Annotated in this window: 27 protein-coding genes and 6 pseudogenes; 18 read left to right on the top strand and 15 right to left on the bottom strand. The window is 50.4% G+C overall.

The window, feature by feature from the left end:
- Window positions 1-3: 3 nt before the first annotated feature.
- Window positions 4-1,791: a TolB family protein gene (locus MKQ70_RS02045; protein ID WP_248067196.1), complete on the bottom strand. Its 1,788-nt coding sequence runs from the start codon at window positions 1,789-1,791 to the stop codon at window positions 4-6.
- Between the two features lie 85 nt (window positions 1,792-1,876).
- Here MKQ70_RS02045 and MKQ70_RS02040 point away from each other — a divergent pair, with 85 nt between their 5' ends.
- Entirely contained in the window at window positions 1,877-2,290 is a 414-nt protein-coding gene (locus MKQ70_RS02040) for an iron-sulfur cluster assembly accessory protein (RefSeq protein WP_248067193.1), read from the top strand.
- A 33-nt stretch (window positions 2,291-2,323) separates the two neighbouring features.
- Here MKQ70_RS02040 and secF read toward each other — a convergent pair whose 3' ends face one another.
- Both secF and MKQ70_RS02030 read right to left on the bottom strand, forming a co-directional pair.
- Window positions 2,324-3,886: a protein translocase subunit SecF gene (secF, locus tag MKQ70_RS02035; protein WP_248067191.1), complete on the bottom strand. Its 1,563-nt coding sequence runs from the start codon at window positions 3,884-3,886 to the stop codon at window positions 2,324-2,326.
- An 11-nt stretch (window positions 3,887-3,897) separates the two neighbouring features.
- A complete protein-coding gene (locus MKQ70_RS02030; RefSeq protein ID WP_248067188.1) occupies window positions 3,898-5,502 on the bottom strand; it encodes a SecDF P1 head subdomain-containing protein in 1,605 nt (534 codons plus the stop codon).
- Window positions 5,503-5,709: 207 nt separating this feature from the next.
- Here MKQ70_RS02030 and MKQ70_RS02025 point away from each other — a divergent pair, with 207 nt between their 5' ends.
- From MKQ70_RS02025 to MKQ70_RS02005, 4 genes and pseudogenes are all read left to right on the top strand, one after another.
- On the top strand, window positions 5,710-6,915 hold the full coding sequence (locus MKQ70_RS02025) for a serine hydrolase (protein WP_248067186.1): 1,206 nt from the start codon (window positions 5,710-5,712) through the stop codon (window positions 6,913-6,915).
- Window positions 6,916-6,936: 21 nt separating this feature from the next.
- Window positions 6,937-7,662, top strand: coding sequence for a DUF4397 domain-containing protein (locus MKQ70_RS02020; RefSeq protein ID WP_248067185.1), 726 nt, complete (start codon window positions 6,937-6,939; stop codon window positions 7,660-7,662).
- 92 nt (window positions 7,663-7,754) lie between these two features.
- Window positions 7,755-8,428, top strand: a pseudogene (locus MKQ70_RS41935) (aminotransferase class I/II-fold pyridoxal phosphate-dependent enzyme).
- Complete coding sequence (locus MKQ70_RS02005) at window positions 8,326-8,946, top strand: aminotransferase class I/II-fold pyridoxal phosphate-dependent enzyme (RefSeq protein WP_248067154.1); 621 nt, start codon at window positions 8,326-8,328, stop codon at window positions 8,944-8,946. The pseudogene MKQ70_RS41935 and the gene MKQ70_RS02005 overlap by 103 nt, the downstream one beginning before the upstream one ends.
- A gap of 103 nt (window positions 8,947-9,049) precedes the next feature.
- Here MKQ70_RS02005 and coaE read toward each other — a convergent pair whose 3' ends face one another.
- The 5 genes from coaE to MKQ70_RS01980 form a co-directional block, all read right to left on the bottom strand.
- Complete coding sequence (gene coaE / locus MKQ70_RS02000) at window positions 9,050-9,643, bottom strand: dephospho-CoA kinase (protein ID WP_282457047.1); 594 nt, start codon at window positions 9,641-9,643, stop codon at window positions 9,050-9,052.
- A 110-nt stretch (window positions 9,644-9,753) separates the two neighbouring features.
- A complete protein-coding gene (yajC, locus tag MKQ70_RS01995; protein WP_248067132.1) occupies window positions 9,754-10,101 on the bottom strand; it encodes a preprotein translocase subunit YajC in 348 nt (115 codons plus the stop codon).
- Between the two features lie 28 nt (window positions 10,102-10,129).
- Complete coding sequence (locus MKQ70_RS01990; RefSeq protein ID WP_248067116.1) at window positions 10,130-10,579, bottom strand: DUF1573 domain-containing protein; 450 nt, start codon at window positions 10,577-10,579, stop codon at window positions 10,130-10,132.
- 49 nt (window positions 10,580-10,628) lie between these two features.
- Complete coding sequence (locus MKQ70_RS01985) at window positions 10,629-10,832, bottom strand: transcription antitermination protein NusB (RefSeq protein WP_248067113.1); 204 nt, start codon at window positions 10,830-10,832, stop codon at window positions 10,629-10,631.
- A complete protein-coding gene (locus MKQ70_RS01980; RefSeq protein ID WP_248067098.1) occupies window positions 10,823-11,404 on the bottom strand; it encodes a hypothetical protein in 582 nt (193 codons plus the stop codon). The genes MKQ70_RS01985 and MKQ70_RS01980 overlap by 10 nt, the downstream gene beginning before the upstream one ends.
- Before the next feature lie 488 nt (window positions 11,405-11,892).
- On the opposite strand from MKQ70_RS01980, the pseudogene MKQ70_RS01975 reads away from it, so the two are divergent.
- The 10 genes and pseudogenes from MKQ70_RS01975 (at window position 11,893) to MKQ70_RS37405 (ending at window position 17,058) form a co-directional block, all read left to right on the top strand.
- Window positions 11,893-12,089 (top strand): annotated as a pseudogene (locus tag MKQ70_RS01975) (co-chaperone GroES).
- A 61-nt stretch (window positions 12,090-12,150) separates the two neighbouring features.
- Window positions 12,151-13,786 (top strand): annotated as a pseudogene (groL, locus tag MKQ70_RS01970) (chaperonin GroEL).
- A 130-nt stretch (window positions 13,787-13,916) separates the two neighbouring features.
- On the top strand, window positions 13,917-14,195 hold the full coding sequence (locus MKQ70_RS01965) for a hypothetical protein (RefSeq protein ID WP_248067095.1): 279 nt from the start codon (window positions 13,917-13,919) through the stop codon (window positions 14,193-14,195).
- Entirely contained in the window at window positions 14,165-14,413 is a 249-nt protein-coding gene (locus MKQ70_RS41930; RefSeq protein ID WP_372490086.1) for an FKBP-type peptidyl-prolyl cis-trans isomerase, read from the top strand. The genes MKQ70_RS01965 and MKQ70_RS41930 overlap by 31 nt, the downstream gene beginning before the upstream one ends.
- 45 nt (window positions 14,414-14,458) lie before the next feature.
- A complete protein-coding gene (locus MKQ70_RS01960) occupies window positions 14,459-14,950 on the top strand; it encodes an FKBP-type peptidyl-prolyl cis-trans isomerase (RefSeq protein WP_248067092.1) in 492 nt (163 codons plus the stop codon).
- A gap of 199 nt (window positions 14,951-15,149) precedes the next feature.
- Window positions 15,150-15,565 (top strand): annotated as a pseudogene (locus MKQ70_RS41925) (serine dehydratase beta chain); the annotation flags it as partial.
- Window positions 15,557-15,988, top strand: coding sequence for an L-serine ammonia-lyase, iron-sulfur-dependent, subunit alpha (locus tag MKQ70_RS41920; protein WP_372490085.1), 432 nt, complete (start codon window positions 15,557-15,559; stop codon window positions 15,986-15,988). The pseudogene MKQ70_RS41925 and the gene MKQ70_RS41920, both read left to right, overlap by 9 nt.
- Window positions 15,985-16,575, top strand: coding sequence for an L-serine ammonia-lyase, iron-sulfur-dependent, subunit alpha (locus MKQ70_RS01950; protein ID WP_248067087.1), 591 nt, complete (start codon window positions 15,985-15,987; stop codon window positions 16,573-16,575). The genes MKQ70_RS41920 and MKQ70_RS01950 overlap by 4 nt, the downstream gene beginning before the upstream one ends.
- Window positions 16,576-16,663: 88 nt before the next feature.
- Window positions 16,664-16,939, top strand: coding sequence for a DUF7935 family protein (locus MKQ70_RS01945; RefSeq protein ID WP_248067085.1), 276 nt, complete (start codon window positions 16,664-16,666; stop codon window positions 16,937-16,939).
- A complete protein-coding gene (locus MKQ70_RS37405; protein ID WP_282456175.1) occupies window positions 16,930-17,058 on the top strand; it encodes a DUF7935 family protein in 129 nt (42 codons plus the stop codon). Before MKQ70_RS01945 ends, MKQ70_RS37405 begins: the two co-directional genes overlap by 10 nt.
- 186 nt (window positions 17,059-17,244) lie before the next feature.
- On the opposite strand, the gene MKQ70_RS01940 is transcribed toward MKQ70_RS37405, so the two are convergent.
- Entirely contained in the window at window positions 17,245-18,171 is a 927-nt protein-coding gene (locus tag MKQ70_RS01940) for a M23 family metallopeptidase (RefSeq protein WP_248067082.1), read from the bottom strand.
- Window positions 18,172-18,294: 123 nt separating this feature from the next.
- Between MKQ70_RS01940 and MKQ70_RS41915 the strand changes: the two are divergent.
- The 3 genes and pseudogenes from MKQ70_RS41915 (at window position 18,295) to MKQ70_RS01910 (ending at window position 20,852) form a co-directional block, all read left to right on the top strand.
- Window positions 18,295-19,840 (top strand): annotated as a pseudogene (locus tag MKQ70_RS41915) (acyl-CoA mutase large subunit family protein).
- A 115-nt stretch (window positions 19,841-19,955) separates the two neighbouring features.
- Window positions 19,956-20,698 (top strand): annotated as a pseudogene (locus tag MKQ70_RS01920) (class I SAM-dependent methyltransferase).
- Complete coding sequence (locus tag MKQ70_RS01910) at window positions 20,688-20,852, top strand: hypothetical protein (protein WP_248067056.1); 165 nt, start codon at window positions 20,688-20,690, stop codon at window positions 20,850-20,852. Before MKQ70_RS01920 ends, MKQ70_RS01910 begins: the two are co-directional and overlap by 11 nt.
- A 39-nt stretch (window positions 20,853-20,891) precedes the next feature.
- Here the strand turns inward: MKQ70_RS01910 and MKQ70_RS01905 are convergent, their stop codons facing one another.
- From MKQ70_RS01905 to MKQ70_RS40920, 6 genes are all read right to left on the bottom strand, one after another.
- Window positions 20,892-23,099, bottom strand: a complete 2,208-nt coding sequence (locus MKQ70_RS01905; RefSeq protein ID WP_248067054.1) for a S46 family peptidase — start codon at window positions 23,097-23,099, stop codon at window positions 20,892-20,894.
- A gap of 107 nt (window positions 23,100-23,206) precedes the next feature.
- Window positions 23,207-24,613: a dihydrolipoyl dehydrogenase gene (gene lpdA, locus MKQ70_RS01900; protein ID WP_248067051.1), complete on the bottom strand. Its 1,407-nt coding sequence runs from the start codon at window positions 24,611-24,613 to the stop codon at window positions 23,207-23,209.
- 169 nt (window positions 24,614-24,782) lie between these two features.
- Window positions 24,783-24,920 carry a LolA family protein gene (locus MKQ70_RS01895; RefSeq protein WP_248067048.1) on the bottom strand — a complete coding sequence of 46 codons (138 nt, stop codon included), beginning with the start codon at window positions 24,918-24,920 and terminating at the stop codon, window positions 24,783-24,785.
- Entirely contained in the window at window positions 24,917-25,435 is a 519-nt protein-coding gene (lolA1, locus tag MKQ70_RS01890) for an outer membrane lipoprotein periplasmic chaperone LolA1 (RefSeq protein ID WP_248067045.1), read from the bottom strand. Before lolA1 ends, MKQ70_RS01895 begins: the two co-directional genes overlap by 4 nt.
- Before the next feature lie 129 nt (window positions 25,436-25,564).
- Window positions 25,565-25,966 carry a DNA translocase FtsK gene (locus MKQ70_RS01885; RefSeq protein ID WP_248067042.1) on the bottom strand — a complete coding sequence of 134 codons (402 nt, stop codon included), beginning with the start codon at window positions 25,964-25,966 and terminating at the stop codon, window positions 25,565-25,567.
- Window positions 25,950-26,381 (bottom strand): FtsK/SpoIIIE domain-containing protein, encoded by a 432-nt coding sequence (locus MKQ70_RS40920; protein ID WP_248067039.1) that lies wholly within the window; start codon window positions 26,379-26,381, stop codon window positions 25,950-25,952. Before MKQ70_RS40920 ends, MKQ70_RS01885 begins: the two co-directional genes overlap by 17 nt.
- Window positions 26,382-26,456: the final 75 nt, after the last annotated feature.

Here is a 26,456-nt window from a genome sequence, read left to right as displayed (position 1 = left end):
TGATTAAACGGTGCAGCTGCGAATACCGGTTACAGTATGCTCGGTATCGGGAATTTTATCAATGATGCTGCCGCCTTCTTTAAAGTCGGGTTGCAGCCAGCTGCTTCGCTGTGGCAGACCGGGTTTCAGGTCCACCGGCGTTTGAAACAGTTTATAGCCGTCGGCCGTAAACTCGCTGAACACGAGGTGGCCATTGCGCACCGTCATGTGCTGCACGCCGTTGCGGGCGTTGGTGACGCGGAACAGTTGCTTGTCCGTATAGGCAAAAACGTTATCTACGTTTCCGTAGTTCGCTGTAATAAAGACAGTATCGCCCTGTATGGCCGGAATACCCAGTACGCGCAGCGCTGCGGGCAACAACACTTCGGGATCGCCACCGTTTACGGGCAGTTGCACCAGCGCTATTTTACCATCCTTGCCACGTTTACCGGCAATGATATATTGTCCGTCCGCCGAAAATTTAGGGTAAGTAAAGTAGCCGTTGTCCGGGTTGGGTAAGTGCCGGATCACCTCCCCGGTGGCGGCGTCCAGTACGTCGAGGCTGTAATGCAGATCGGCGCCCGATGATACGGCGCAGATCAATTTACCATCGGGCGAAATGTCCGGCGAAAAGTACCGGGTCTTTAAGGTAAGCTGACGGGTAACACCATCTTCATGGACCATGACCACCGAGTAATCTTTCCAGGTCCAGCGGGGATGGTAGCGGGTTTCCGTCCATACCATACGACCGTTACGATAGCCGAAATAATCATCGAACCCAAAGCCCGGCGCGAACAGGCGTTGCTCTGTGCCATCGGGCTTTATCAACCAGAAAGCGGGAATGCGTTTATAGGAACTCTTTAACACCAGCAGGTCGCCGGCATCCGTGGTATACACATACTTATAATCCGTCACTGTTTTGGTCTGCGGACTAATCATCGTCGTATCGTCCCAGTCACCGCCTTCCGCCCACTTTTTCCGGTACCAGTCGATGCCGGCGTCGTAAAACTGCGTGATGTTCTTACCCGTCCGCCGTTTCAGACTATGGCTCATCGGGTAAATCACTCCACGAAACCTTACCGCATCGTCGGTTACATCTTTCCAGAAGGTAGCGCCATGTTCATAGCGCCCGTAACTGGTGAGGATATATCCCAAAGGATAATGGCTGGGCGTATAATCCTTATAAGAGCCGTTTCTGATCTTCATATAGGAATAATCCTTCTTTGCCAGCGATAGCGCCCTAAAACCGTCGAAAAACGCCGGCAAACGTCCCCTGCCCTGTTCACTCAATGCCGTTTCGCTCAACACGGCATCGCCCTCCCAGTACCAGTTCGGCACCGCGATGTTATTGGCCGCCGTTCTGCCGAGTTGTCCGCCCAAATACCCCACCACGCGCGAGAGGCCAACATTAAAGTTCGTATTCTGCAACACGTGCCGGTATTCGTGGATGGCCAGCTGATCTACCCAGCTCATGGCCCCCATATCATTGGAATTAGGAGGCGGCGCCAGGTAAAACTCCGAGCGGAAGGGCGCCAGCTGCACATAACCGTTGGCCAGCAAGGTCTGGTCCTGCAGCACAATGCTCATCTTTTCGCGGCGGTTGCCGATAGACAGGCGGTTGTGGCGGTTAATGTACATCACGGTATTAGCCACACGCTGGCCAATACTGTCCATCCCTTCCGGGAAAATAACGCGTACAGTATCGTTGTTGATCTGCCGCCACTTGTGCGATAGCGGATTGCCCCCGAATTCCTGGGCGCCGGCATAGTGGAAAAACAGCATCGCTATACAGGCAGCGGTAATATGGCGCATAGAACAGTTGTAATAAGGTATAAATGTAACAGTTCCCGGCATTAGTTGGGTATTTTGTAATTTTGAAAAAATTTAACCGGGGCACATGGACACACAAAAGCACACACCGGTACTGCTCACCGAGGCAGCGGTAACGGCACTGCAAACACTGATGGAACAGGAAGGTTTCGACACCACGCAGCACCTGCGTATAGGCGTAAAGGGCGGCGGTGGCTGCGCCGGGGGCGGCATGAGTTATATGCTGGGCTTCGATCAGCCGCTGGAAGACGACGCGCGGTTTACCGTACACGGCATTCCCGTCATCATAAAAAGGCGCACGCATTGCACCTCATGGGCATGGAAGTGGGTTACCAGGACAATGAATCCGGCAGGGGCTTTACTTTTTCCAATCCTTTTGAGAGTAGCCAGCAATAGTATTGCTATACAGCTGCCGTTGCGACGCTCCGTTCATCTCCACCAACTATTATCAACTTATCAAAACAAGAAAGGGCCGGCATGATGCCGGCCCTTCTTTATTACTTATGCGCTTGGCTTACAGTTTAGGCGCTTTTTCTTTTACTTCTACTACCCGGCTTTCGTTAGACAGCTGGTTGTTTTTATCGAAGTCCACCAGGATTGGCGCGGCTACGAAGATAGAAGAGTAAGTACCGGTGATCACACCGATCAGCATTGCGAATGCGAAACCGCGGGTTGCTTCACCACCGAACACAAACAGGATCAGGATGGTCAGGAACACCGTGAAGGAGGTCATGATGGTACGGCTCAGCGTTACGTTGATCGCCCTGTTTACGGTCGTATTTCTGTCCAGCCCTTTACCCTCGCGGAAGTACTCGCGGATACGGTCGAACACGATTACAGTATCGTTCATCGAGAAACCGATCACCGTCAGGATGGCCGCAATAAAGTGCTGGTCAATTTCGAGCGGGAAAGGTACAACGTTACGCAGGAAGGAGAATACCGCCAGGGTTACGAATACGTCGTGCAGCAGCGCAACGATGGTACCCAGGGAATACTGCCATTTGCTGAAACGCAGCAGGATGTAAAGGAAGATCACTACGATAGAGAAGATCGTCGCTTTGATCGCACCCTGACGAAGGTCGTCGGAGATGGTCGGCGAAACGGTCTGTGAACCTACCACATATTTGTTCAGGAACGACTCGTAAGTAGTACCAGCCGGATAATTCGGCTTCAGGCCTTCGAACAGTTTCTCAGACACTTCGCGGTCTACGGTCAGTGACTGGTCTTCAATCCTGTAAGAAGTAGTGATGTTCAGCTGGTGCGTAGAACCACCGATCGTTTTCACGAAAGGCTCTGCTTCAAATACTTTTGCCAGTTCAGCTCTGACTTCTTCACGATTTACCTCTTTGTCGAAACGAACCGTATAGCTACGGCCACCCGCGAAATCGATACCGTGATCGAAACCATTAAAGAAGGACGCTACACCCAGTACCAGTACCACACCGGAGATCACGTAAGCAATTTTACGTTTGCCTACGAAATCGTAGTTGGCGTGTTTAAAGATCTTGCGGGAGAGCGGTGTAAAGTATTCGAAGTGACGTTTTTTGTTTGTCCAGAAGTCGGTAATCATGCGGGACACCAGGATACCGCAGAACAGCGACAGCAACAGACCAATGATCTGTGTAGTGGCGAAGCCGAGTACCGGGCCCAGGCCGAAGTAGAACAGGATGATGGCAGTCAGCAATGAAGTGATGTGACCATCGAGTACCGGCGCCAGGGAGCGCTGGTAACCATGCTTCACAGCGTCCTGGTAGGAACGGCCGTGGCTCAGTTCATCCTTGATCCTTTCAAATATGATTACGTTCGTATCCACAGCCATACCGATGGTGAGTACCAGACCGGCGATACCAGGCATGGTGAGCGTAGCGCCCAGCGAAGCGAGGATACCTACGGTGAACAGCAGGTTCAGGATCAGGGCAATGTTAGCCACCCAGCCGCCTGTGTTATAGTATACCAGCATCAGTACGAAAATCACCGCGAAAGAGATCGCGAAAGATTTTGCACCTGCAGCGATAGATTCAGCACCCAGGGTGGGGCCTACGATCTGTTCCTGTACGATTTTCGCAGGAGCAGGCATCTTACCGGATTTCAGGATGTTCGCCAGTCTTTTGCCTCGTCAACAGTGAAACCACCGCTGATGGAAGACGAACCACCTGCAATTTCGGATTTGATGTAAGGAGCGGAATATACGATACCGTCGAGTACAACGGCTACATAGTTATGTGTAGTAACATCACCGGGGTTGGAAGGAACCAGCGAAGCGGTGAGCCTGCGCCATTCACGTGCACCGATGTCGTCCATTCTCATGGATACCTCAGGCATGTTATCCTGGTCGAAGTTCTGCTGCGCGTCTACGATCATTTCACCGTTCACTTTCGCTTTAGGGCTCAGCGGGTTTACTTTCAGACCATAGACAGGTACAATGTTCTTACCGAGGTTTTCTTCGTCCAGCACACCGAACGCTATCACGAAATCTTTCGGCAGTACGTTTTTAACGGCAGGCAGGCTGAAGTAGCTGCGGATGGTAGCGGTATCTTTAGTATGGGCTACACCGAAGTATGGACCAGGTCTTGCCTGACCATTTTCAGGATTTACCAGTGGCACCATTACGCTGAACAACGAAGGCTCCGGGGGTTTATCCATGTTTTTAGCAGAATCCAGCTTTTTAGCGATCGCGCCGCTGTCTTTAGACAGCATTGATTCGAGGCTGCCGGTTGCACTGGTATCAGGCTGCGCAGCGGCTACAGCGGGCGTAGTATCCTGTGCGGCGGGAGCAACTGTTGCCGCAGTATCAGCAGCGGCAGCAGCACCACCTTTCTTAGCATAGCTCAGGTAGTTTTTAACAGCGTCATTTACCGGTACCAGCGTCTGGTTGGCAAACTCGTTGCTGTTTTTATATACCTCGCGGAATTCCAGGTTAGCGCTGGCCTGCAGGTATTTACGTACGCGGTCTGCGTCGTCAACACCCGCCAGTTCTACGGAGATAATACCTTTATTTTCGTCCAGGCTGATGTTCGGTTGTGCTACACCAAATTTATCGATCCTCTTCTGGAGTACGAGATAGGTGTTTTTGATCGCATCGTTCGCACGGCTGCGGATCACACGGAGCACCTCTTCGTTGGAAGAATTGAAGGTCAGTTCTTTCTGGCTGGCATTGGCGAAAATAGAAGACAGGCGGCCGTTAGGTGCAACCTGGGCATACGCTTCGCCGAACAGCGTTACGTAGTCGGACTGGCTCGTTTTCTTCAATTCACGGGCTTTTAATAAAGCCTGGTTGAACGCAGGATCTTTAGAATAACCAGACAGGGAACGAATCACATCTTCCACACTTACGTCCAGTACCACGTTCATACCGCCCTGCAGGTCAAGACCCAGGTTCAGCTCTCTTTCTTTCGCTTTGGTATAGGTGACAAACCAGGGAAAACCCGCAATTTCTTCACCACTGGTGCTGTCGATCAGATATTGTCTCCTTGCTTTTACGAGAGCGTCCAGCGTATCTGCGTATAACGACTGCATCACTTTGTCGTTAGGATACTTTTTATCCGCAGAAAGATTGTTTTTGGCCACGTCATTTTCGGCCTGCTGGTTTATCTTCTTCTCATAATTCCGTACCACAAACGTGAAGGACAATTGATACAAAGAGATAAGGATCAGTGCGACAGCAAAAACTTTAACCAGTCCTTTTAGTTGCATGTTGTTTCGGGTTTATAAATTTTTTTTTAGAGTTGCAAAGATAGAATTTAAATTGATATATTAAAGAGCCGATCAAAAGTCCTGCAAATTCACCATTTGCCTGATTTTGAACGCCTTTTGACCGTAACAATTTTTTCTATGCCATACCGTCATGCTTGCTTTGCAATAATACTTTTACTCGCGGCAGCCTGCCATACTACGAAAAATATGCGAAAAAATACCGGTGACAACGCATCTTTTGCCAAATTATTACGCAACGACCCGCGTCTGAAGGCGGTATTAGACAGCGCCGACGAATTCCGGCTACAGGTAATTTATACCCGGATCGACCGTGATGAGCGCAACCAGCCTCACTTTACGGACTTTTTGTACGATGTGGACACCACCCGGTACTTTTACCCCGCCTCCACTGTCAAAATGCCGATAGCCCTGGCGGCGCTGGAAAAACTGAATGATCTGAACATACCGGGCCTTACCAAATACACACCTATGTATACGGACAACCTCCCCGGGGTAAATACCGCCGTTACCGCCGATAGTACCGCGGCAGACGGGCAGCCTTCCGTGGCCCATTATATTAAGAAGATATTCCTCGTCAGCGATAATGACGCCGCCAACCGCCTGTACGAGTTTGTGGGACAGCAGCCGCTGAACGAGGGACTCTGGCAGAAAGGCTATACCACGGCCCAGATAAGGCACCGGCTGGATATGGCGGGGCTGAGCGCCGAGGCCAACCGGCACACCAACGGCGTACAGTTTCGCCACAACGGGCGGCTCCTGTACGTGCAACCTGAACGCTATAGCGCGCTCCCCTTCCCTCAACGCAGCGACTTTGTGGGCCTGGCGCACGTGGAAAACGGCAAGGTGGTCAATACCCCGTTCGACTTCAGCCTGCGCAACCGTATTACCCTCCCGGACCTGCACCTGCTGTTGAAAAGCATTATTTTTCCACAGCATGTAACTTCTGACCGCCTGTTCCGTTTAACGGAAGACGATTACCAGTTTTTATACCGGTATATGTCGCAGGGCCCGGACGAAACAAGCTACCCGGCCTACGACACAGCAGCATTTCACCATAATTATGTAAAATTCCTGCTGCTCGGGGGCGAAAAGACCGAAAAACCGTCGCCAGGCCTGCGGATTTATAATAAACCAGGATGGGCGTACGGATTTTTAACGGACGTGGCTTACATTGCGGACTTTGAACATAACGTGGAGTTTTTGCTGTCGGCTACCCTGTATGTAAACCGCGACGGCATTATCGGAGACGACCGCTACGACTTCGAAACGGTGGGAAAACCGTTCCTGAAAGCCCCGGGTGAAGTAATTTACCAGCAGGAACTGCAAAGGGAAAGAAAATACAAACCCGACCTTTCGCGTTATAAAGTGAAGTATGAAAAACAGATCAATTAATCTAATAAACCAAAAGAGAGCATGTTAACAAGAATGAACCGACTCTGGACGCTCGTGGCAGCAGCCGCTATTTTAACCACAGGACTCGCATCCTGCCTGAAAAGCAAAGACTCCGGCCCCGCACAGCCCTACGCTATCGTTGCGTTGCTGAATGGCGCAGTTTATCCAAGTGCAGTTGACGTTTACCAGAACGGCAAAAAAATCAACTCTTCCGCTTTTGAATCCGGTAAATACGCGATTACCCAGGTAACACCAGGTACACAGGAGCTGGGCTTCAAAAAATTCAATTCAGACAGCACCCTCTCCACTCCGGACCTGGCGCTGTACGATACCCTCGCATGGCACACCCTGGTGATGTATAACAAAAACCAGCCTACCGACAGCGGTTTCCAGACGTATAACATCCTGGAAAACTATTCGGAAGTGACCGGCGAAAAAGTAAACTTCCGCCTGTTTCACCTGAGCCCGGATGCTGGTACCGTAAAACTGTTTGTGAACGATGTAGAGATCTACGGAGGCCGTACGCATGGCGACTTCGTGAGCAGCATTAACCAGGAGTTTGCCAAAACTTCCGGCGGTACGATCAAATTTGAGGTAAAAGACGCGAACACGAATGCTACTATCGTATCCAAATCGGTAGACTACTCCAGCGGCAGCGTGATCACCCTTTACCTGTACGGCCTGAGAAACGCCGCTGGTACCGACAGCCGCAAGATTTCACTGAATGTATACGAGCACAGAGCTTAATCTGCTGCATGCTAATATTTTAAAGGGAGCATTATAATGCTCCCTTTTTTATGTAGGTTTGCCGCGGCCAAAGCCACTATAATCATAACTGTATGTTACAATTAGCAGAACGACTGTCGAGGATATCCGAGCCGCAAACCATCAAAATGGCGAAACTGAGCCGCGAACTGAAGGCGCAGGGAATTGACATTGTAGACCTCAGTATCGGCGAACCCGATTTCGATACCCCTGAGCACATCCGCGAGGCAGCGAAAAAGGCCATCGATGAAGGATTTACACACTATACCCCCGTAGCCGGTTATCCCGAAGTAAAGAAAGCTGTAACCGTGAAACTGCAGCGGGACAATAATCTTACCTACACCCCGGAGCAAATTGTAGTGTCTACCGGCGCCAAACAAAGCATTGCCAACGCGGTGCTCAGCATCATCAACCCCGGTGATGAGGTAATCATTCCCACCCCTACTGGGTTACTTACTCCGAACTCGTGAAACTGTGCCAGGGCGAAGTGAAATTTGTTCCCTGCGGCATAGAAACGCAATATAAAATTACGCCGGCACAGCTGGAGGCCGCCATCACGCCTAAAACGCGGATGTTCATGTTCTCCTCCCCCTGTAATCCCACCGGCTCCGTATACTCAGCAGCAGAGCTGGAAGCCCCGCCCTTGTGTTCGCCAAACATCCGCAGATCTACATTATATCAGACGAGATTTACGAATACATCAACTACGTGGGCGACCACACCAGCATCGCCAGCTTCGGTGATCTGAAAGAGCGTACCATCATCATCAACGGTCTTAGTAAAGGTTTTGCCATGACGGGCTGGCGCCTGGGTTACCTGGCCGCGCCGCTGCACATCGCGAAAGCCGCCGATAAAATCCAGAGCCAGTTTACCTCGGCCACCTGCTCCATCACCCAAAAAGCGGCGGTTACCGCGCTCACCGGACCGCTGGATACTGCCAACGCCATGGTAGCAGAGTTCCGCAACCGCCGTGCGTTCGTGTACAATGCCATGAAGGAAATAAAAGGCCTGGCAGTAAACGAGCCGGACGGTGCTTTTTACATGTTCCCGAATGTAAAAGCCTTCTTCGGCAAATCCGCCGACGGCATGGAAGTAAACAATGCGGACGATCTCTGCATGTACCTGCTGCACAAAGCCAACGTATCGTTGGTTACAGGCGCCGCCTTCGGCGCGCCGGACTGCCTGCGCATGTCGTATGCATCTTCTATGGAAAAGCTGCAGGAAGGGCTGAAAAGGCTGAAAGCCGGGCTGGAGAAACTGCAATAGCTAATTCTAGTATATACCAATAGCAAAGCCGCGGAAGTTCCGCGGCTTTGCTATTGGTATTGTAATGGACTGGCAGGGCAGTCCCCATGGACTTACAGTAGCATCACGAAGCATTTACCAGCTTCAACAATTCCTCATGAAGGGCAATTACCTGGGGTATGACCAGCTGCTGTTCATTATTATAAATTACATAATCGGACAGTTTCGCTTTGATGGCTTCGTCCATCTGCTTATGCATACGGGCAAACACCTCGTTACGGGTTACATGATCGCGCTTCATCACCCGCTGGATGCGCAGCGCCTGCTGGGCATATACATAAATGACCTTGTCTACATGATGAAATGCTTCGGTTTCGAACATCAGGGCGGTTTCTTTCATTACATAGGGGCTCGACTGCCGGGACGCCCACTGCATGGAGTCGCGGATGGTGGCCGGGTGTACAAGAGAATTGAGCAACGCCAGGCGGCCGGGGTCGTTAAATACGATGTTGGCAATGTACTTCCTTTCCAGTTCGCCGGCAGCGTTGTAGGCCGCTTCGCCAAAGTGTTGCTTAATTTCCGATACCAGCTGCGCGTCCTGCGTCATCAACATTTTAGCACGGTCATCTGAGTAGTACACGGGTATCCCCAGCAATTCAAAAATCTTTGCCACTGTTGTTTTTCCGGATCCTATTCCTCCAGTAAGGCCGATAATCATCATAACCGTAACTGCATTTTCTGTGCTCAATATCACAATAATCCGTAACAAAGCCAACAAAAAAGCCCGCTCCTGACCGGAACGGGCTTTTAATAATATAGTATAACGAATTACTTCGCTTCTGCTTTCTGGATAGCCGCAGAGTACTCACGGCTGATAGCGGAGCGCTCCATGGTTACGCTGGTACCTACTGCGATTTCTACCACGATAGTACCGTCTGCGTTGATTTTTTTGATTTTACCGTGCATGCCGGCAATGGTTACGATTTTGTCGCCTTCTTTCAGACCTTCGCTAAACTGTTTCTGTTCTTTTGCTTTTTTAGTCTGGGGACGGATCATGAAGAAGTACATCACCACGAGCATACCGCCGATGAAGATGAAGTTACCATAGGCGCCCATACCACCAGATTGACCCGCGGCAGGAGGAGCCATCAGCAGGTTTAATAAATTGCTGTACATTTTATTATTTGTTTATTGTTTTATTGATTTATGCCTTTTTTACGATAGTGCACTGGATCTTTGGACCTTTCACCACAACAGGATCGGTATTAGCCTCGATGGTGATTTCCTTTTCCGTGAAGCCCTCGGGTTTGCCCTTGCTGTTAAACACCACTTTCATGTAGCCGGATTCTCCTGGTTTGATGGGTTCTTTAGGCCATTCAGGGATCGTACAACCACAGGTGGCGGCGGCGTTGCGGATCAGCAGGCTGCCTTTGCCGGTATTGGTGAATTTGAAGGAGTATTCTACTACTTCACCTTCCACTATTTTACCAAAATCGTGCACGCCATTCTCGAATGTGATCTGTGGCAATTCACCTTTACTTTCGCCGGAAGTAAGCGCGGCGCCGTTTTCAGCACCTGCTGCCTTTTCCTGGCTGCCGTTGTTGCAGGAGGCCGTTAAAATGCCCAATGCGAGGATATAGACCAGTTTCTTCATGTTCTTGCTAAAGAATTTGACGTAAAAATAGTTTTTCCCTCCGGCTTTCCTATTTTTTTGTACGATCGATCTTCTGGATCTGACCGGCCTGTTCCAGCTCTTTCAGGATGTTGTCCAGGATGCCGTTCACAAACTGGCCGCTCTGCGGTGTACTGTATGCTTTCGCCAGGTCGATGTACTCGTTGATGCTCACTTTAGTTGGGATGGTAGGGAAATAGAGGAATTCACATACGCCCATTTCCATCAGCAGCATATCCACCGCGGCAATACGGTCGGAATCCCAGTTCTGGAGTTTAGGTTTGATGAGTTCCGGCAATATTCCTTTTTATCGATAACGGTACGCAGCAGTTCGCGGGCGTACTCGATCTTTTCTTTGCTGATCAGCTGCAGGAAGTTGAACAACTGTGGTTTGGCGAAGTAGTTACCGATCAGGAGGTTCATCATCTCGGCATCGTCGCCCCAGTTCAGGAAGTGGTCGTCCATGCTCTGGAGGAACAGTTCACTTTTGCTGAGAATTTCCTTGTAAATGAACTCCATGATTTGCCTTTCGGAGGCTTTGCTGCGGCCTTCCTCGGTGATGTATTTCTTGTATACATCGGTTTCGGTCAGCGTGTTATACAGCTTGCGCAGCATTTCCGCGTCCGGCAGGTGTTTTAACTTCCAGTGGTCCAGGTTCACCTTGAACCCTGCATCGTTAATAATCTGGAACAGGAACTCATTACCGGCAATTTTGGTGCTCACGTTCAGGTCTTCCTGGGAGGGAAGATGCTTGGACGAGCGCGCCTGTGCGTCGGTTTCGGCATATTGCGCCACCTGTGTTACCATGTACAGCAGGTAAGTAAATACCGGCTTGTCTGGTCCAACTTCTCATTCAGCAGACTCGTCGCTGTACCAGGCTTTACCTGTTCCATCGTTTCGAGGGTGTACAGCGTCTGCATTACCTTAACTCTGATGTTTCTTCTACTAATCATGCATGCAAAATGGCCGCAAATCTACGTTTTTATGCGCACATGCCGAAAATTTGTTGCTTACTACCTGCCCGCATAGTATTGGCAGCGACTTTTGGCGGAAATCTGTCACGTTTCTGTAAAATTGACACATGTTGACAGTCCGCTGCCAGTTCATTATCTTTGTCGCCTGCCAAATTTGCCTCAGCGGCGCGTTGGCATAATTCTCGTGAACTCAGCAACATCAAACTTAAACATCTTAATAAACTACAATAACCATGGCTAAGTCTAAATTAAGTATTAAACCACTGGCTGACAGGGTGATCGTAAAACCCGCAGCAGCAGAAGAAAAAAACAGCAGGCGGCATCATCATCCCTGACACTGCAAAAGAAAAACCTCAGCGCGGTACCGTGATTGCAGCTGGTCCCGGTAAAAAGACGAGCCGGTTTCTGTAAAAGTGGGCGATACGGTTCTTTATGGTAAATACTCCGGTACAGAAATCAGCCTGGAAGGTGAAGATTACCTGATCATGCGTGAATCCGACATCCTGGCGGTAGTTTAATTCCACGGCGAAAGAGACTGACAAATCAAATCATTAAAACAACTCCACAATTACCATTCATATGGCAAAGCAAATATTCTTCAATATCGACGCCCGCAACAAAATGAAAAAAGGCGTTGACACCCTGGCAGACGCGGTGAAAGTGACCCTGGGCCCCAAAGGCCGTAACGTTGTAATCGAGAAAAAATTCGGTGCCCCCAGCGTTACTAAAGATGGTGTTACTGTAGCAAAAGAAATCGAACTGGAAGATCCCATCGAAAACATGGGCGCACAGATGGTGAAAGAAGTAGCTTCCAAAACCGCGGATATCGCAGGTGATGGTACTACCACAGCTACCGTTCTGGCTCAGGCAATCATCAGCGAAGGTCTGAAAAACGTTGCAGCCGGCGCTAACCCGATGGACCTGAAACGCGGTATCGACAAAGCCGTTAAAGGCATCGTTGACAGCCTGGCGAAACAGTCTGAAAAAGTTGGTAACGACAACAAAAAAATCGAGCAGGTAGCTACTATCTCTGCTAACAACGATAACGCAATCGGTAAACTGATTGCTGAAGCCATGAAGAAAGTAACCAAAGACGGCGTTATCACCGTTGAGGAAGCAAAAGGCACCGAAACTACTGTAGAAGTAGTGGAAGGTATGCAGTTCGACCGCGGTTACCTGTCTCCGTACTTCATCACCAACAGCGAAAAAATGCAGGCTGAACTGCAGAACCCTTACATCCTGATCTATGATAAAAAGATCAGTACGATGAAAGACATCCTGCACATCCTGGAGAAAGTTGCTCAGCAGGGCGCTCCCCTGGTGATCATCTCTGAAGACCTGGAAGGTGAAGCACTGGCTACCCTGGTGGTAAATAAACTGCGTGGCACCCTGAAAGTGGCTGCCGTTAAAGCTCCCGGCTTTGGCGACCGTCGTAAGGAAATGCTGCAGGACATCGCTACCCTCACTGCTGGTATCGTGATCAGCGAAGAACAAGGTTACAAACTGGAAAACGCCGACCTCACTTACCTGGGCCGTGCAGAATCAGTTACCATCGATAAAGACAACACTACTGTTGTTGGCGGTAAAGGCAAAAAGCAGACATCCAGGCCCGTATCGGCCAGATCAAGGCGCAGATCGAAGTAACTACTTCTGACTACGACCGTGAGAAACTGCAGGAGCGCCTCGCTAAACTGAGCGGCGGTGTTGCGGTACTGTACGTAGGTGCTGCTACCGAAGTAGAAATGAAAGAGAAAAAGACCGCGTAGACGACGCCCTGCACGCAACACGTGCTGCTGTGGAAGAAGGTATCGTTCCGGGTGGTGGCGTTGCTTACATCCGTGCGATCGAGTCTATCGAGAAACTGAAAGGTTCTAACGAAGACGAAGTTACCGGTATCCAGATCGTTAAACGCGCTGTAGAAGAGCCGCTGCGCCAGATCACTGCTAACTGCGGTATCGAAGGTTCTATCGTGGTACAGAAAGTGAAAGAAGGTAAAGGTGACTTTGGCTTCAACGCACGCACTGAAACCTACGAGAAAATGCTGGCTGCAGGTGTTATCGACCCTACTAAAGTATCCCGCATTGCACTGGAAAACGCTGCCTCTATCGCAGGTATGCTGTTAACAACTGAGTGTGTGATCGCTGACAAACCAGAACCTAAAGCTGCAGGTGGCCACGCTCACCCCGGCGGTCCTGGTATGGGCATGGACTACTAGTCGTAAATACGGAATTCCCAATAAAGGAGAGGCTGCCGCAAGGCGGCCTCTTTTTTTTGTGCCCGTACGCCTGTAACTTTACACCGCCTCGGCCGTTTAATGGATAATAGTATTGCCGATTTTCATGGATATGACGACAAGACCTGTAATTGCGATGTTCCTGTGCCTGATGATGGCATTGCTGGCCTGTAGTAAAGAAGAAACTTTACCAGCCTCCACCAGCGTATTACGCTCGCAGATGGAAGATTCTCTCATTTTCGACTACGTGAAGAGAAATAACATAGACAGCGTACTGCGCCACCCCACTGCCCTGGCCTACCGCATCCGGCGCAAAGGCAGTAATGAAATGATCAAGCACACGTCTGTGCCTACGCTTATATTTACCACCAGATTGCTGAACGGCCGGTAGTACAATCCTCTCTCGGTGTACCTACCAATTTTGACGGGCGGCAACTGAAAGACCATATTCTGGGCTGGCAAATAGGCCTGACCCAGATCGGGAAAGGCGGGAAAATATTACTTTTCATCCCTTCTGCCCTTGCTTACGGCGCTGCCGGTATTAACCAAACGATCCCACCCTATGCGGTACTGGTATCAGAAGTGGAGCTCGTAGATTTTAAAGACTAAGCGATTTTAGTATTTTTATATTTCAATTAACGTACACAAATGAAGATGAAACACCTTTTGGGCCTTGCTGCGGTATTATTCGTGGTGTTGGTTACAGCTTGTCACAAGAACAAAGACAAAGACGATTTTGACACGGCGGCGCAGGCGGCGAAGGACGAAGAGCTGATCAAACTTTATATTGATACGGCGAAACTGACCGGCATGGTACGCGACAGCACCGGCCTGTATTACAAAATACTCGAACATGGCACCGGCACCGATACCATGATCCTGAGCTCTAAAATGAAAGTATCGTACACAGGTAAACTGCTGAACGGTAATGTATTCCAGAAAGCCGACTCCACCACCCTAGGCGGCGCCATGCTGATGAACCTCATCAAGGGCTGGCAGTACGGTTTGCGTAAAACCACTGCAGGCGGACGCTTGCTGATGATCATCCCCTCCGGCCTTGCTTACGGACGCGGATCGAGAGACAGCATCCCTGCCAACTCCGTGCTGGTATTTGATATGAAACTGATCGATGTATACCGGAACTAATACCCCGGATCAGATATTTTGGCGAAGCGCCTGCGATCATCGCAGGCGCTTCTTTATGTTGATCCGAAAAGTGACGGCAGAAGTGCGTGACAACAGCGGCTGAGCAGGCATCTTTCTCACATATCTGTCATTTAGCGCAACACAGCAGCTTATACAACCCTTTACTTTCGCTAATTTTGATGGAATTAAACTCTTATTTGTGGCGCACGAGTGCATATCCGTTTTCGATATTTTCAAGATTGGCGTAGGACCATCCAGCTCACATACTTTAGGCCCCTGGCGGCCGCCATGCGATTTTTACAGGAACTGGAAGCGCAGGGAAAGCTGTCTGACATCCGGCAGGTAACCGTACTCCTGTACGGATCGCTGGCAAAAACCGGTTACGGACATGGCACCGATGTGGCCGTACAGCTCGGCCTGGCCGGCGACGACCCGGTAACGTTCGACGTAAACCAGATCACACCCAAGATCAATGATATTCGCCGCACCAAAAAACTGGCACTGGCAGGCAAACACGAAATCGATTTTGACCCCGTGACCAATATTGATTTTTTGTACGAGGCATCGCTACCCTTTCACCCGAATGCGCTGACCTTCCCGGTCACCATGACAAATGGCGAACAGACCGCGACCACCTACTATTCGATCGGCGGCGGGTTTGTTGTAAAAGAAGGCGAAAACAATTCGGCCGGTGCTCAGGTAGACCTCCCCTTTCCCATCGATACCGCCCGGCAATTGCTCCAGTGGTGCATTAAAACAGGCTATTCCATTTCCGAAGTGGTGATGGAAAACGAACTGGCCTGGCGCAGTGAGGAAGATACGCGTAAAGGCGTCATGAACATCTGGCGCGTGATGAAAGAATGCATCTACCGCGGCTCTCACACCTCCGGCGAACTGCCTGGCGGACTGAAAGTAGCCAGAAGAGCGGCGGCACTGAATAAAAGATTACTGAAAGACCGCACCTATAACGATTACGAAAGCTGGATAAAGCGATCCGCGAAGGCGGCAGTCATTTTGCCTATACGCTGGACTGGGTGAGCTGTTTTGCCCTGGCCGTGAATGAGGAAAACGCTTCCTTCGGCCGCGTGGTCACCGCGCCAACCAACGGTGCGGCCGGTGTTATCCCGGCGGTATTGCAGTACTACATTACCTTTTGTGATGGGTATGAAGAAGAGAAAATCATGCGTTTTGTGCTGACGGCCTCCGAGATCGGCAGCATTTTCAAAAAGCGTAGTACCATTTCGGCCGCTATGGGCGGTTGCCAGGCAGAAATCGGCGTTTCCTCCGCTATGGCGGCAGCGGCGCTGACCGAATGCCTCGGCGGCTCGCAGCGGCAGGTGTTAATGGCTGCGGAAATAGCAATGGAACACCACCTCGGCCTTACCTGCGATCCCATCGGCGGACTGGTACAGGTACCCTGCATTGAACGTAATACCATGGGCGCTATTAAGGCTATTACCGCTTCGCAGCTGGCCTTGCAGAGCAATCCCGAACTGGCGAAAGTATCGTTGGACGCGGTAGTGAAAACCATGTGGGATACCGCGCAGGATATGAACAGCAAATACAAGGAAACATCTGATGGCGGACTGGCAGTCAACATCCCGATCAGTTTACCGGAATGTTAAGTGCCTAAATATTTCTTTATCCTCCGGGATAAATATTAAAATATAATAAATAGTTATTATGTTTGTGCGCTAAAAAATTAATACATCCATGGGCTCTATTTCCACACAAACCGTTTTGTACGCGGTGCTGATTATCGGCGCCATTGTACTGGTATATTCAACGATTAAAGATTCTTTTAAGAAGAAAGATAAAGACAGTGACACTTTGCCGGTACGGCAGGGCGGAGAGCACAACCCGGCCCTTACCCTGCAGCTGCAGGCCTACGAGCGTGTGGTGTTGTTCGTGGAGCGCATTACCCCGCAAAGCCTGATCTCCCGCGTGTACCAACCAGGCCTCACCGTGGCGGACATCCGGTGGGACTGATCCAAACCGTGAAAGCGGAGTTTGACCATAACATTTCGCAGCAGATCTATGTATCGCCGGCTGCCTGGGAAGCGGTGAAAACCGTGAAGGAGCAGGTGATTTCGCTGGTGATCCGGTAGCGTCCAAACTACCGTCGGATGCGCCGGGTAAAGAGCTGACCAAAGGTATCCCGGAAGTGTTTCTGCAAACCGGTGAGTCGCCTGCGGATATTGCAGCGCGCATCATCAGCGCCGAAGCGAAAAAATTGATGTAACCGCCTTTATAGGATAAAAAAGACGATGCTTAACCGGCATCGTCTTTTTTATTTAGTAGCCTTTACGGGCGTTAATGACCTCATTAAACAGATATCCGCGGCCGTTGAACAGGATATACAGCGGTTTGGAGCGATACCGGGGCTTGCCTTCCTCGCGCGCATGTACCTGTATGTGCAAATGCGGCTCCGCACTGAAGCCGGAATTACCCGCGCGGCCCAGTGGCTGGCCACGCTGCAGCATATCGCCGCCCTCCTTCACCATAACACTGCCTTTTTTCAGATGGGCGAGGAATACTGTGTACTTATCTGTTTCGATTACGACCATGTTTGTATTCTTGGGTCCTCGTTCCATATTAGGCGGAATGTTATCCGGGTTGTCCGTTTCGGTGCGCGCCACGCGGCCGGCGCAGGGACTATACACCGTATCCCCGAAAATGGCGTAGTCGTTCAGGTTACGCGAAAACACACTGTTCGCGCGGCCGCCGTATTCGTTCAGGCGTACAATGTCCATGGCGTAAATAGCGCCGCGGATACTAAAGTGAAAGAAGTTGCTCGGAAGGCCCTTGCCGCCCTGCAACACGAAGTAACGGCCGGTTTTAAACGGGAAGGCCAGGTTCACCGTATCCGGATTGCCGGTGGTGCCGGTGAAGTACAGGATATTCAGCACCAGCATCAACACCGTAAAAAAACTTAAACTGATACGGCGCCACAAAGCTAATCGTTTGTTGACCGGCTGATCGCGGCGGCGGCGAAGCAAAACATACACCACCAGCAGGACATAAGCGATACCGAACGCATAACGCGCATAAATACTAAGGTACACCCAGGTACCATACAAATAAATAAACAGTCCTAAGGCAAGGGAAAGCGCCGCCTGAAAACCCGCATCGGGCAATGGCTTTCGGGCTGCCGTATAAGCCAGGCGCAAACTGTATAAAGCCGGGATAATGGTAATAGATAACAGTAGGTAGTTGATCATAGCCGGACTTCAGATTTAATCACAAATTATCATTTTAAAGATGAATTGAGTGTTAACGGCGCACAAACTGTGCCGTACCCGCAATGGTTAAAATAATCGTAACATTGTAGCCACGTTATTGCTATGGAGAAACAAATTAAAACTGATTCCGGCATTGAGATTCAACCGGTGTATACCGAACCGGTACCGATGACCGAAATGCCCGGCAGCTTCCCGTTTACACGGGGCGTACACGCCAGCATGTACCGCGACAAACTGTGGACCATGCGGCAGTACGCGGGTTTTAGTACTGCGGAAGAAAGTAACCGCCGTTATCATTACCTGCTCAGCCAGGGCGTCATGGGCCTGAGCGTAGCCTTCGACCTGCCTACGCAGATCGGCTACGACAGCGACCATCCCATGTCCGAAGGGGAAGTAGGAAAAGTAGGTGTGGCCATCGACTCCCTCGAAGATATGGAGGTGCTGTTCCAGGGTATTTCACTGGAAAATATTTCCACATCGATGACGATCAACGCCACCGGATTTATCCTGCTGGCGTTATACATAGCACTGGCTAAACGGCAGGGTGCAGACCTGAAAAAGATTTCGGGCACCATCCAGAATGATATCCTGAAGGAATACGCCGCCCGCGGCACCTTCATTTATCCGCCGCAACCCTCCATGCGTGTGATTACGGACATTTTTGACTATTGCAGCCGGGAAGTCCCGAAGTGGAATACTATTTCCATTTCAGGCTACCACATCCGCGAGGCCGGCGCCAATGCCGTACAGGAACTGGCCTTTACGCTGGCCAACGGTAAAGCCTACCTGAAGGCCGCCCTGGAAAAAGGGCTGGACATCAACGTGTTCGCCAAACGGTTATCCTTCTTTTTTAACGCCCATAATCATCTTTTCGAAGAAGTGGCCAAGTTCCGCGCCGCCCGCCGCATGTGGGCGAATATTACGAAGGAACTGGGCGCCACCGATCCAAAAGCACAGATGCTGCGCTTTCATACCCAGACCGGGGCAGCACCCTTACCGCACAACAGCCACACAACAATATAGTGCGCGTAGCGATTCAAACCATGGCCGCTACCCTGGGAGGTACACAGTCGCTGCACACCAATGGTTTTGACGAAGCGCTTTCCCTGCCCACCGAAGCGGCCGCCCGCATCGCACTGCGCACGCAGCAGATCGTTGGCTACGAAAGCGGCGTGGCCGATACGGTAGATCCCCTGGCCGGCTCTTTTTATGTAGAGGCACTTACCAACGAGGTAGAGGCGAAGGCCATGCAACTGATGGAGAAGATAGACGCCATGGGCGGCGCGGTCAGCGCCATTGAACAAGGTTTTATCCAGACGAGATTGCGCGCAGCGCCTACCGGTACCAGCAGGAAATTGAACGGGGCGAAAAAGTGATCGTAGGGGTCAACAAATTTACTGTAGAAACCGAAGAGGTCCCCGAAGTATTCCGGGTAGACGATAGCATCCGCCGCGTACAATCCGAAAAACTGGCCGCTTTACGCCAGCGCAGGGATAACGCGAAGGTACAATCGCTGCTGGCTGCTATTGAAGCGGCCGCCCGTGGAACCGACAACCTGATGCCCCTGGTAGTAGACGCGGTAGAGCACTACTGTACACTGGGCGAAATTTCGGACGCATTACGCAAAGTCTGGGGAGAATACAGATAGTTGTCTGCAAAAAAATACCATCCCGTTTTAGCAAAAACGGATTTCAACATTTAACTTCGCCGGTCTACGGCCAGGAGCGTTTTCTCCCGGCCGGCGAAAACCGGAACAAAGCAACATGAGCCGTATTTTTTACCAATACTGTCCCTTATGTGGGTCCGATAAGATCAGCCACGCGCTGAACGCCGTGGATTACACAGTATCTGAATCATCCTTCGAAATATGGCATTGTGCACATTGCACCGGCCGTTTCACGCAAAATATTCCCGACGAAAGCGAGATTGGCGCATTCTATAAGTCGGAAGAATATATCTCTCACACCGAAACCAAAGAAGGCCTCGTCAACCGCCTGTACCACAGTGCGCGCAAGATTACGCTCCGCTCCAAACAGAACTGGGTGAAGTCTGCCGCAAAACTGAAGGAAGGTTCACTGCTGGACATTGGCGCGGGCACCGGTGCGTTTGCCCACTTTATGCAGCAAACCGGCTGGCAGGTAACCTGCATCGAACCGGACGAAGGCGCACGCGCCAACGCCGAAACACTGTACAAACTGAAAGCACTTCCTCCCGAAGCGTTCTTTGGCCCGGAGCCCGCGCAGTTCGATGTGGTAACCATGTGGCATGTAATGGAGCACGTGCACAACCTGCACGGTTACGTGGAACAAATAAAAAAGTGCTGAAGCCCGGCGGCGCCTTACTCATCGCCGTGCCTAACTATACCTCCAAAGACGCGCAGCATTATGGCGAACACTGGGCCGCCTATGACGTACCGCGTCACCTCTACCACTTCTCCCCCACCGCCATGCAAAACATGTTGCAGGCGCACGGCGTGACCGTGGTAAAAACATCCGATGGTGTTTGATTCGTTTTATGTAAGCCTGCTGAGCGAAAAGTATAAAACCGGTGGCGGCGGACTGTTGAAAGGTTTCTGGAACGGGTTTACATCTTATCGGAAGGCACTAAGGAATGTGGATGTGTGTAGTTCGATCGTGTATGAATGTAAAATTCAGGGATAAATAAGAAAGCCGGGTGAGTCACCCGGCTTTCTTATGTCGTTACGCCCGCTTCGCCGGCGCCGCTTTCACAGCAGCTTTCTTCGGATGCACCAGCTTCATCTCGTCCACCAGTCGCTTTGCCCCGGCATATTTATCGATGATAAACAGTACATACCGGATATCCACCATAATGTTACGGCAGATAGACGCGTCGTAGTTGATATCGCTCATCGTGCCTTCCCAGGTACGGTCGAAGTTAAGTCCTACCAGGTTGCCATACGCATCCAGCGCGGGACTGCCGGAGTTGCCGCCGGTAGTGTGGTTGGAAGCAATGAAGCAAACAGGCATTTTCCCGTTTACGCCATACTGGCCGTAATCTTTCGCGGCATAAAGGCTCCGCAGTTTCTCGGGCACATCAAACTCATAATCGCCGGGTTTATATTTTTCCATGACACCATCAAGCGTGGTGTAGTAATCATATGTTTTAGCATCGGCAGGTTTGTAGCCGTTTACTTTACCGTAAGTAATGCGCAGCGTGCTGTTCGCATCCGGGTAAAAACGGCGGTTATCCAGCACTTCCATCTGTGCCTGCATGTACACGCGTTGCAAACGGTTTATATCGTTCTGCATACCGGCAGCCGGATTGTTGACGTGTTCCACATAACCATTGCGCAATGCGATACCCATCCGCGTAACCGGATCGCTGAAGATCGCCGTGGCTACGTCGCGGTAAGGTTTATTGAGAAACGCTTTCAACTTATCGTAAGAAAGTAAGGCTGAATTGCTGTAGTACTTATCCGCGGCCTGCTTCCCGCTTTTATTCGTCTCCATCCATATCTGCGTAGCCTCTCCGCCAATATAACGGCTCGGTACGTTCGTGAAATAAAGATCGAGTAATGCTGCGGCGACATCGTGGTCCACTTTGGGGCTGAAGTCTTTGTAGAACGACTCTTGCGCCGCCAGCAGCTTGTCACGCAGCTCTGGATAGGCCGCCTCCCCTTTCTCTCTCACATCGTACAACATGGTCACGATCTTATCGGAAAGCGATAACAGTTCCACGTTCCGGATCAGCTCATTGTAATAATCGCGGTTTATGGCATAAGGACCAAAATCGCGGTACAGTGCATTGAGCGAATCAAGCACGCCGTTATACTTTGCCTGCAGGGAAGCATTGCCGTTCAGGCGTTTGGTATATTCGGCCTCGTAAGCCACCCGCTTTTCGATACCCTTGGTTTGCTGCACGCCCTGCATCTCGCCGATCCACTTCTTCCGGGCATTGGCGGTGCTGGCGTATTTCGCAGCATATTGAATTTTGATCTTTTCATCCTGGCGCATAAAGCCGTCAATGATTTTTAACGCGGCATCGCGCATGCTTACCTTGGCTACGTCCTGTCCTTCCACGGTGAGTTTCACGGCTTCAGACGGCAGGTATTCCTGCGTACGGCCCGGGAAACCGAATACCATGGTAAAATCGTTCTCGGCAATACCATCTAACGAAACGGGTAAAAAGTGTTTGGGCTTTAAAGGCACGTTTTCAGGCGAATATTCAGCCGGCCGGCCATCCTTACCCGCATAAATGCGAAACAGCGAAAAATCGCCTGTATGACGCGGCCACATCCAGTTGTCCGTATCCGATCCGAACTTACCTATAGATGATGGCGGCGCACCTACGAGGCGGACGTCGCGGTACGTTTCCGTTACGAACAGGTAATACTGGTTGCCTTCATAAAAAGGCTTAATCAGTGCATCCTGGTAGCTTTCCTTCTTAGCGTTCGTTTTTATCTTAGTAAGATTCTCCTCGATGATGCGCACCCTGTCCTTTTCGGTCGTGCTGCGGCTTACACCCTGCAAAGCCTGCAGGGTAACATCTTCTATCTTCACAATAAAAGTAACGAAGAGGCCTTTGTTTGGCAGCTCTTCGGCCTGCGTACGGGCCCAGAAGCCGTTATCGAGATAGTTATTTTGTACGGAAGAATGACTTTGAATAGCCGCGTAACCACAGTGGTGATTGGTGAGCAACAGGCTTTGGGAAGATATGAGTTCGCCGGTGCAAAAGCCACCCAGACTTACGATCGCATCTTTAAGACTGCCTTTGTTTACATTGTAAATGTCGGCCGCGCTGATCTTCATGCCCATTCCCTTCATTTCTTTCTCATTCATATTGGAGAGCAGGTGCGGCAGCCACATGCCTTCGGTGGCCTGGGCCCGGAATTGTGTGAGTACGAGCAGTGCGGGCAGCACGGCGCGTTTCAGCATTTGTTGCAACATACTTGTAGCTGTTCTTTGGTGTAGTAAAAAAAGCAATTTAACGGAAAAAGAACAGCCGGACAACTTTCGCTGTCCGGCTGCATCTTTATTAACTGCTTTGAATTTGATTAGAGGTGAATCGCTTCGCCGTAAGCTACTTCGATCGCATCTTTTACCGCTTCGCTCATAGTCGGGTGCGGCATAATGGCGTCCAGCGCCTCGATGTAAGTAGTTTCCAGTTTGCGTGCGGTTACTGTCTGCGCAATGATCTCGGTAACGTTAGCACCGATCATGTGCGTACCCAGCCACTCGCCGTATTTAGCGTCGAAGATCACTTTTACGAAACCTTCAGTAGCGCCTGCGGCAGTTGCTTTACCTGATGCAGTGAAGGGGAATTTGCCCACTTTCACTTCATAACCTGCTTCTTTCGCCGCTTTTTCGGTATAACCTACAGAAGCGATTTCAGGAGAGCAGTAAGTACAGCCAGGGATGTTGTTGTAGTCTACCGGCTCTGGTTTGTGATGGAACTTCTTCTCGTTGTAGGCGATAGCCTCGACGCATACTACTGCTTCTTTCATAGCAACGTGTGCAAGGGCCTGGCCGGGAACGATATCGCCGATCGCGTAAACACCGTTTACGTTGGTAGCGTAGTATTTGTCAACGGTCACTTTGCCTTTTTCGGTTTTAACACCTACAGACTCCAGGCCGATGTTTTCGATGTTAGCGGAAACACCTACTGCGCTCAGTACCACATCTGCTTCCAGGGTGATTTCGCCGGTTTGTGTTTTCACTTTTGCTTTAACACCGTTACCAGTAGTATCAACCGCTTCTACAGAAGCGTTGGTCATGATCTCGATGCCTTTCTTCTTGTAGATTTTCTCCAGTTCTTTGGAGATATCTTCGTCCTCTACCGGCACAATGCGCGGCATGAATTCAACGATGGTCACTTTAGTACCAATGCTGTGATAGAAGTAGGCGAACTCCACGCCGATAGCGCCGGAGCCTACAACGATCATAGATTTGGGCTGCTCTGGCAGCACCATGGCCTCGCGGTAGCCGATCACTTTTTTACCGTCCATTTTCAGGTTAGGCAGTTCACGGGCGCGGCCGCCGGTTGCGAGGATAATATATTTAGCGTCGTGGATAGTGGCTTTACCGTCTTTGTCGGTTACTTCCACCTGGTTTTTGCTTTTCAGCTTACCATTGCCCAACAACACATCGATTTTGTTTTTCTTCATCAGGAACTGAACGCCCTTGCTCATCTTGTCGGCAGAACCACGGCTGCGCTTAACAACGGCAGCAAAATCAGTTTCAGCGCTGCTTACGGTGATACCGTAATCTTTCGCGTGCTGGATATATTCAAATACCTGTGCAGATTTTAACAACGCTTTTGTGGGAATACAACCCCAGTTCAAACAGATGCCACCCAGGTTCTCTCTCTCCACCACAGCTGTTTTGAATCCCAGCTGAGAAGCACGGATAGCAGCTACATAGCCACCAGGCCCACTTCCAATTACGATAACGTCGTATGCCATATTGTTGGATTTTAAAATTAAACTTGCCAAAGGTAGTGAAAAATGTAGGAAGTTGTATACATCGTTTACCATTGTATTACACGCCGCTGACAGGCACAGAAAAGCCCATTGATCCGGTATGTTAGTCCAGACCAATGGGCTTCGTTCTTTTTGCTGTTGTAAAGCGTTATTAGCGGAGATCCACTACCTCTACACCCGGGTATTTTTTCGCGTCGAAGGTAAAGGTGCCTTCGGTTACAGCGGCATTGGGCGTAAAGTTGGTAATCTCGTAAGTTACTTTGTTACCGTTCTTTTCAAACATCTTCATCCTTGCAATGGTCTGGCTCTTTTATCGATAGATACCAGCACTTTAAACATGGATTTGGATTTATCGGTTGGCGTCAGCTCAATGTTCTGCAACACTTTACCTTTTTCGGTCGTTTCGCCTTCCATGCGGTACAGATAGTCTTTGTCGTAGAAGTTGGTGAACAGTTTTGCTGGTGTCATCGCACTGGAGCTCTGGTCTACCGAGTTAATGGTTACTTCGTTCACGTCTTTGCTGTATGTCCACGAAGTTTTGTTATCGCTGATAATTTCCTGGCCGTCCAGCGCCACTTTATATTTAGCGCCTTTCAGGAATACCGTACCTTTCTTGGTGTCAGATACTTTATTGTTCGCTCCTTCCACCTTGAGGATGAAGTTGGCTACCACGGAGGTCAGCGATTTAAATTTTTTGCTTACGCCATCCAGCACCACTTTCGCTTTAGGATCGGTGGATTGTGCGGAGCTGACAGATACTATTCCACACAGCAGGGCGCCTATAAGTATCGTTTTCTTCATCATCTTGAGTTTTATAACAGTTATTGGTTTTTTCACCGGGTATAAGACAAATGCTGTGCCTAACAGGTTTAATGAAATGCAAAAATCGCAATTCCTGCCAAAAGTGGAAATGCGGGCGGGTTTCCGCAAAAATTATAACAAATTATTAAGAATTTCTTCGAGATCGGCTTCTGTCTTAACGTTCACCTCCCTGGCCTTACTACCGAGGTTGGGGCCAACGATGCCTGAGGCTTCCAACTGGTCCATGAGCCTGCCGGCGCGGTTATAGCCAAGTTTCATCCGTCTCTGCAATAAGGAAGTAGACCCCTGCTGGTTCTGCACGATCACGCGGGCAGCTTCCTCGAACAGCGGGTCGCGGTCGGCCAGGCTGAAATCCTTGCCCTCCATGTCTTTCTCATCAACATACTCCGGCAGCAGGAACGCCTCGGGGTAACCCCGTTGTTCGCCGATAAACTCGGCCACTTTCTCTACTTCGGGTGTGTCTACGAACGCACATTGGAGACGAACCAGCTCACCGTTATAGCTGATAAGCATGTCGCCCTGCCCGATCAGCTGCTCGGCGCCGCCAATATCCGAGGATGGTGCGGCTATCTACTTTGGAAGATACCTTAAAAGCAATACGGGCCGGGAAGTTCGCCTTGATCGTACCCGTAATAATGTTTACGGAAGGACGCTGCGTGGCGATAATCAGGTGAATACCCACCGCGCGGGCCAGCTGGGCCAAACGCGCAATCGGCATTTCCACTTCCTTACCGGCCGTCATGATCAGGTCGGCGAACTCGTCCACCACCAGCACGATAAACGGCAGGAAGCGGTGACCTTTCAACGGATTGAGCTTGCGGGCGGTGAATTTGGCATTGTACTCCCTGATATTACGGGTAGCAGCCTCTTTCAACAGGTCGTAGCGCACGTCCATTTCTATACACAGGGCGTTCAGCGTGTGAATCACCTTTTGGTATCGGTAATGATGGCGTCTTCTTCGCCCGGCAGTTTGGCCAAAAAGTGCTTTTCTATCAACTTATAG

The sequence above is a fragment of the Chitinophaga sedimenti genome (assembly GCF_023156195.1).
Lineage (GTDB): Bacteria > Bacteroidota > Bacteroidia > Chitinophagales > Chitinophagaceae > Chitinophaga > Chitinophaga sedimenti.
The sequence above is the reverse complement of the archived record's forward strand: the minus strand, read 5'-3'. Positions and strand labels throughout refer to the sequence as shown.

Excerpts from the sequence above, each read along its gene's own strand:
- MKQ70_RS02045 (WP_248067196.1), bottom strand. The coding sequence starts at position 1,791 with ATGCGCCATATTACCGCTGCCTGTATAGCGATGCTGTTTTTCCACTAT.
- MKQ70_RS02040 (WP_248067193.1), top strand. The coding sequence starts at position 1,877 with ATGGACACACAAAAGCACACACCGGTACTGCTCACCGAGGCAGCGGTA.
- secF (WP_248067191.1), bottom strand. The coding sequence starts at position 3,886 with ATGCCTGCTCCTGCGAAAATCGTACAGGAACAGATCGTAGGCCCCACC.
- MKQ70_RS02030 (WP_248067188.1), bottom strand. The coding sequence starts at position 5,502 with ATGCAACTAAAAGGACTGGTTAAAGTTTTTGCTGTCGCACTGATCCTT.
- MKQ70_RS02025 (WP_248067186.1), top strand. The coding sequence starts at position 5,710 with ATGCGAAAAAATACCGGTGACAACGCATCTTTTGCCAAATTATTACGC.
- MKQ70_RS02020 (WP_248067185.1), top strand. The coding sequence starts at position 6,937 with ATGTTAACAAGAATGAACCGACTCTGGACGCTCGTGGCAGCAGCCGCT.
- coaE (WP_282457047.1), bottom strand. The coding sequence starts at position 9,643 with ATGATTATCGGCCTTACTGGAGGAATAGGATCCGGAAAAACAACAGTG.
- yajC (WP_248067132.1), bottom strand. The coding sequence starts at position 10,101 with ATGTACAGCAATTTATTAAACCTGCTGATGGCTCCTCCTGCCGCGGGT.
- MKQ70_RS01990 (WP_248067116.1), bottom strand. The coding sequence starts at position 10,579 with ATGAAGAAACTGGTCTATATCCTCGCATTGGGCATTTTAACGGCCTCC.
- MKQ70_RS01985 (WP_248067113.1), bottom strand. The coding sequence starts at position 10,832 with ATGCTGCTGATGGAAATGGGCGTATGTGAATTCCTCTATTTCCCTACC.
- MKQ70_RS01980 (WP_248067098.1), bottom strand. The coding sequence starts at position 11,404 with ATGGTAACACAGGTGGCGCAATATGCCGAAACCGACGCACAGGCGCGC.
- MKQ70_RS01965 (WP_248067095.1), top strand. The coding sequence starts at position 13,917 with ATGACGACAAGACCTGTAATTGCGATGTTCCTGTGCCTGATGATGGCA.
- MKQ70_RS01960 (WP_248067092.1), top strand. The coding sequence starts at position 14,459 with ATGAAACACCTTTTGGGCCTTGCTGCGGTATTATTCGTGGTGTTGGTT.
- MKQ70_RS41920 (WP_372490085.1), top strand. The coding sequence starts at position 15,557 with ATGACAAATGGCGAACAGACCGCGACCACCTACTATTCGATCGGCGGC.
- MKQ70_RS01945 (WP_248067085.1), top strand. The coding sequence starts at position 16,664 with ATGGGCTCTATTTCCACACAAACCGTTTTGTACGCGGTGCTGATTATC.
- MKQ70_RS01940 (WP_248067082.1), bottom strand. The coding sequence starts at position 18,171 with ATGATCAACTACCTACTGTTATCTATTACCATTATCCCGGCTTTATAC.
- MKQ70_RS01910 (WP_248067056.1), top strand. The coding sequence starts at position 20,688 with ATGGTGTTTGATTCGTTTTATGTAAGCCTGCTGAGCGAAAAGTATAAA.
- MKQ70_RS01905 (WP_248067054.1), bottom strand. The coding sequence starts at position 23,099 with ATGTTGCAACAAATGCTGAAACGCGCCGTGCTGCCCGCACTGCTCGTA.
- lpdA (WP_248067051.1), bottom strand. The coding sequence starts at position 24,613 with ATGGCATACGACGTTATCGTAATTGGAAGTGGGCCTGGTGGCTATGTA.
- MKQ70_RS01895 (WP_248067048.1), bottom strand. The coding sequence starts at position 24,920 with ATGAAGATGTTTGAAAAGAACGGTAACAAAGTAACTTACGAGATTACC.
- lolA1 (WP_248067045.1), bottom strand. The coding sequence starts at position 25,435 with ATGATGAAGAAAACGATACTTATAGGCGCCCTGCTGTGTGGAATAGTA.
- MKQ70_RS01885 (WP_248067042.1), bottom strand. The coding sequence starts at position 25,966 with ATGCTTATCAGCTATAACGGTGAGCTGGTTCGTCTCCAATGTGCGTTC.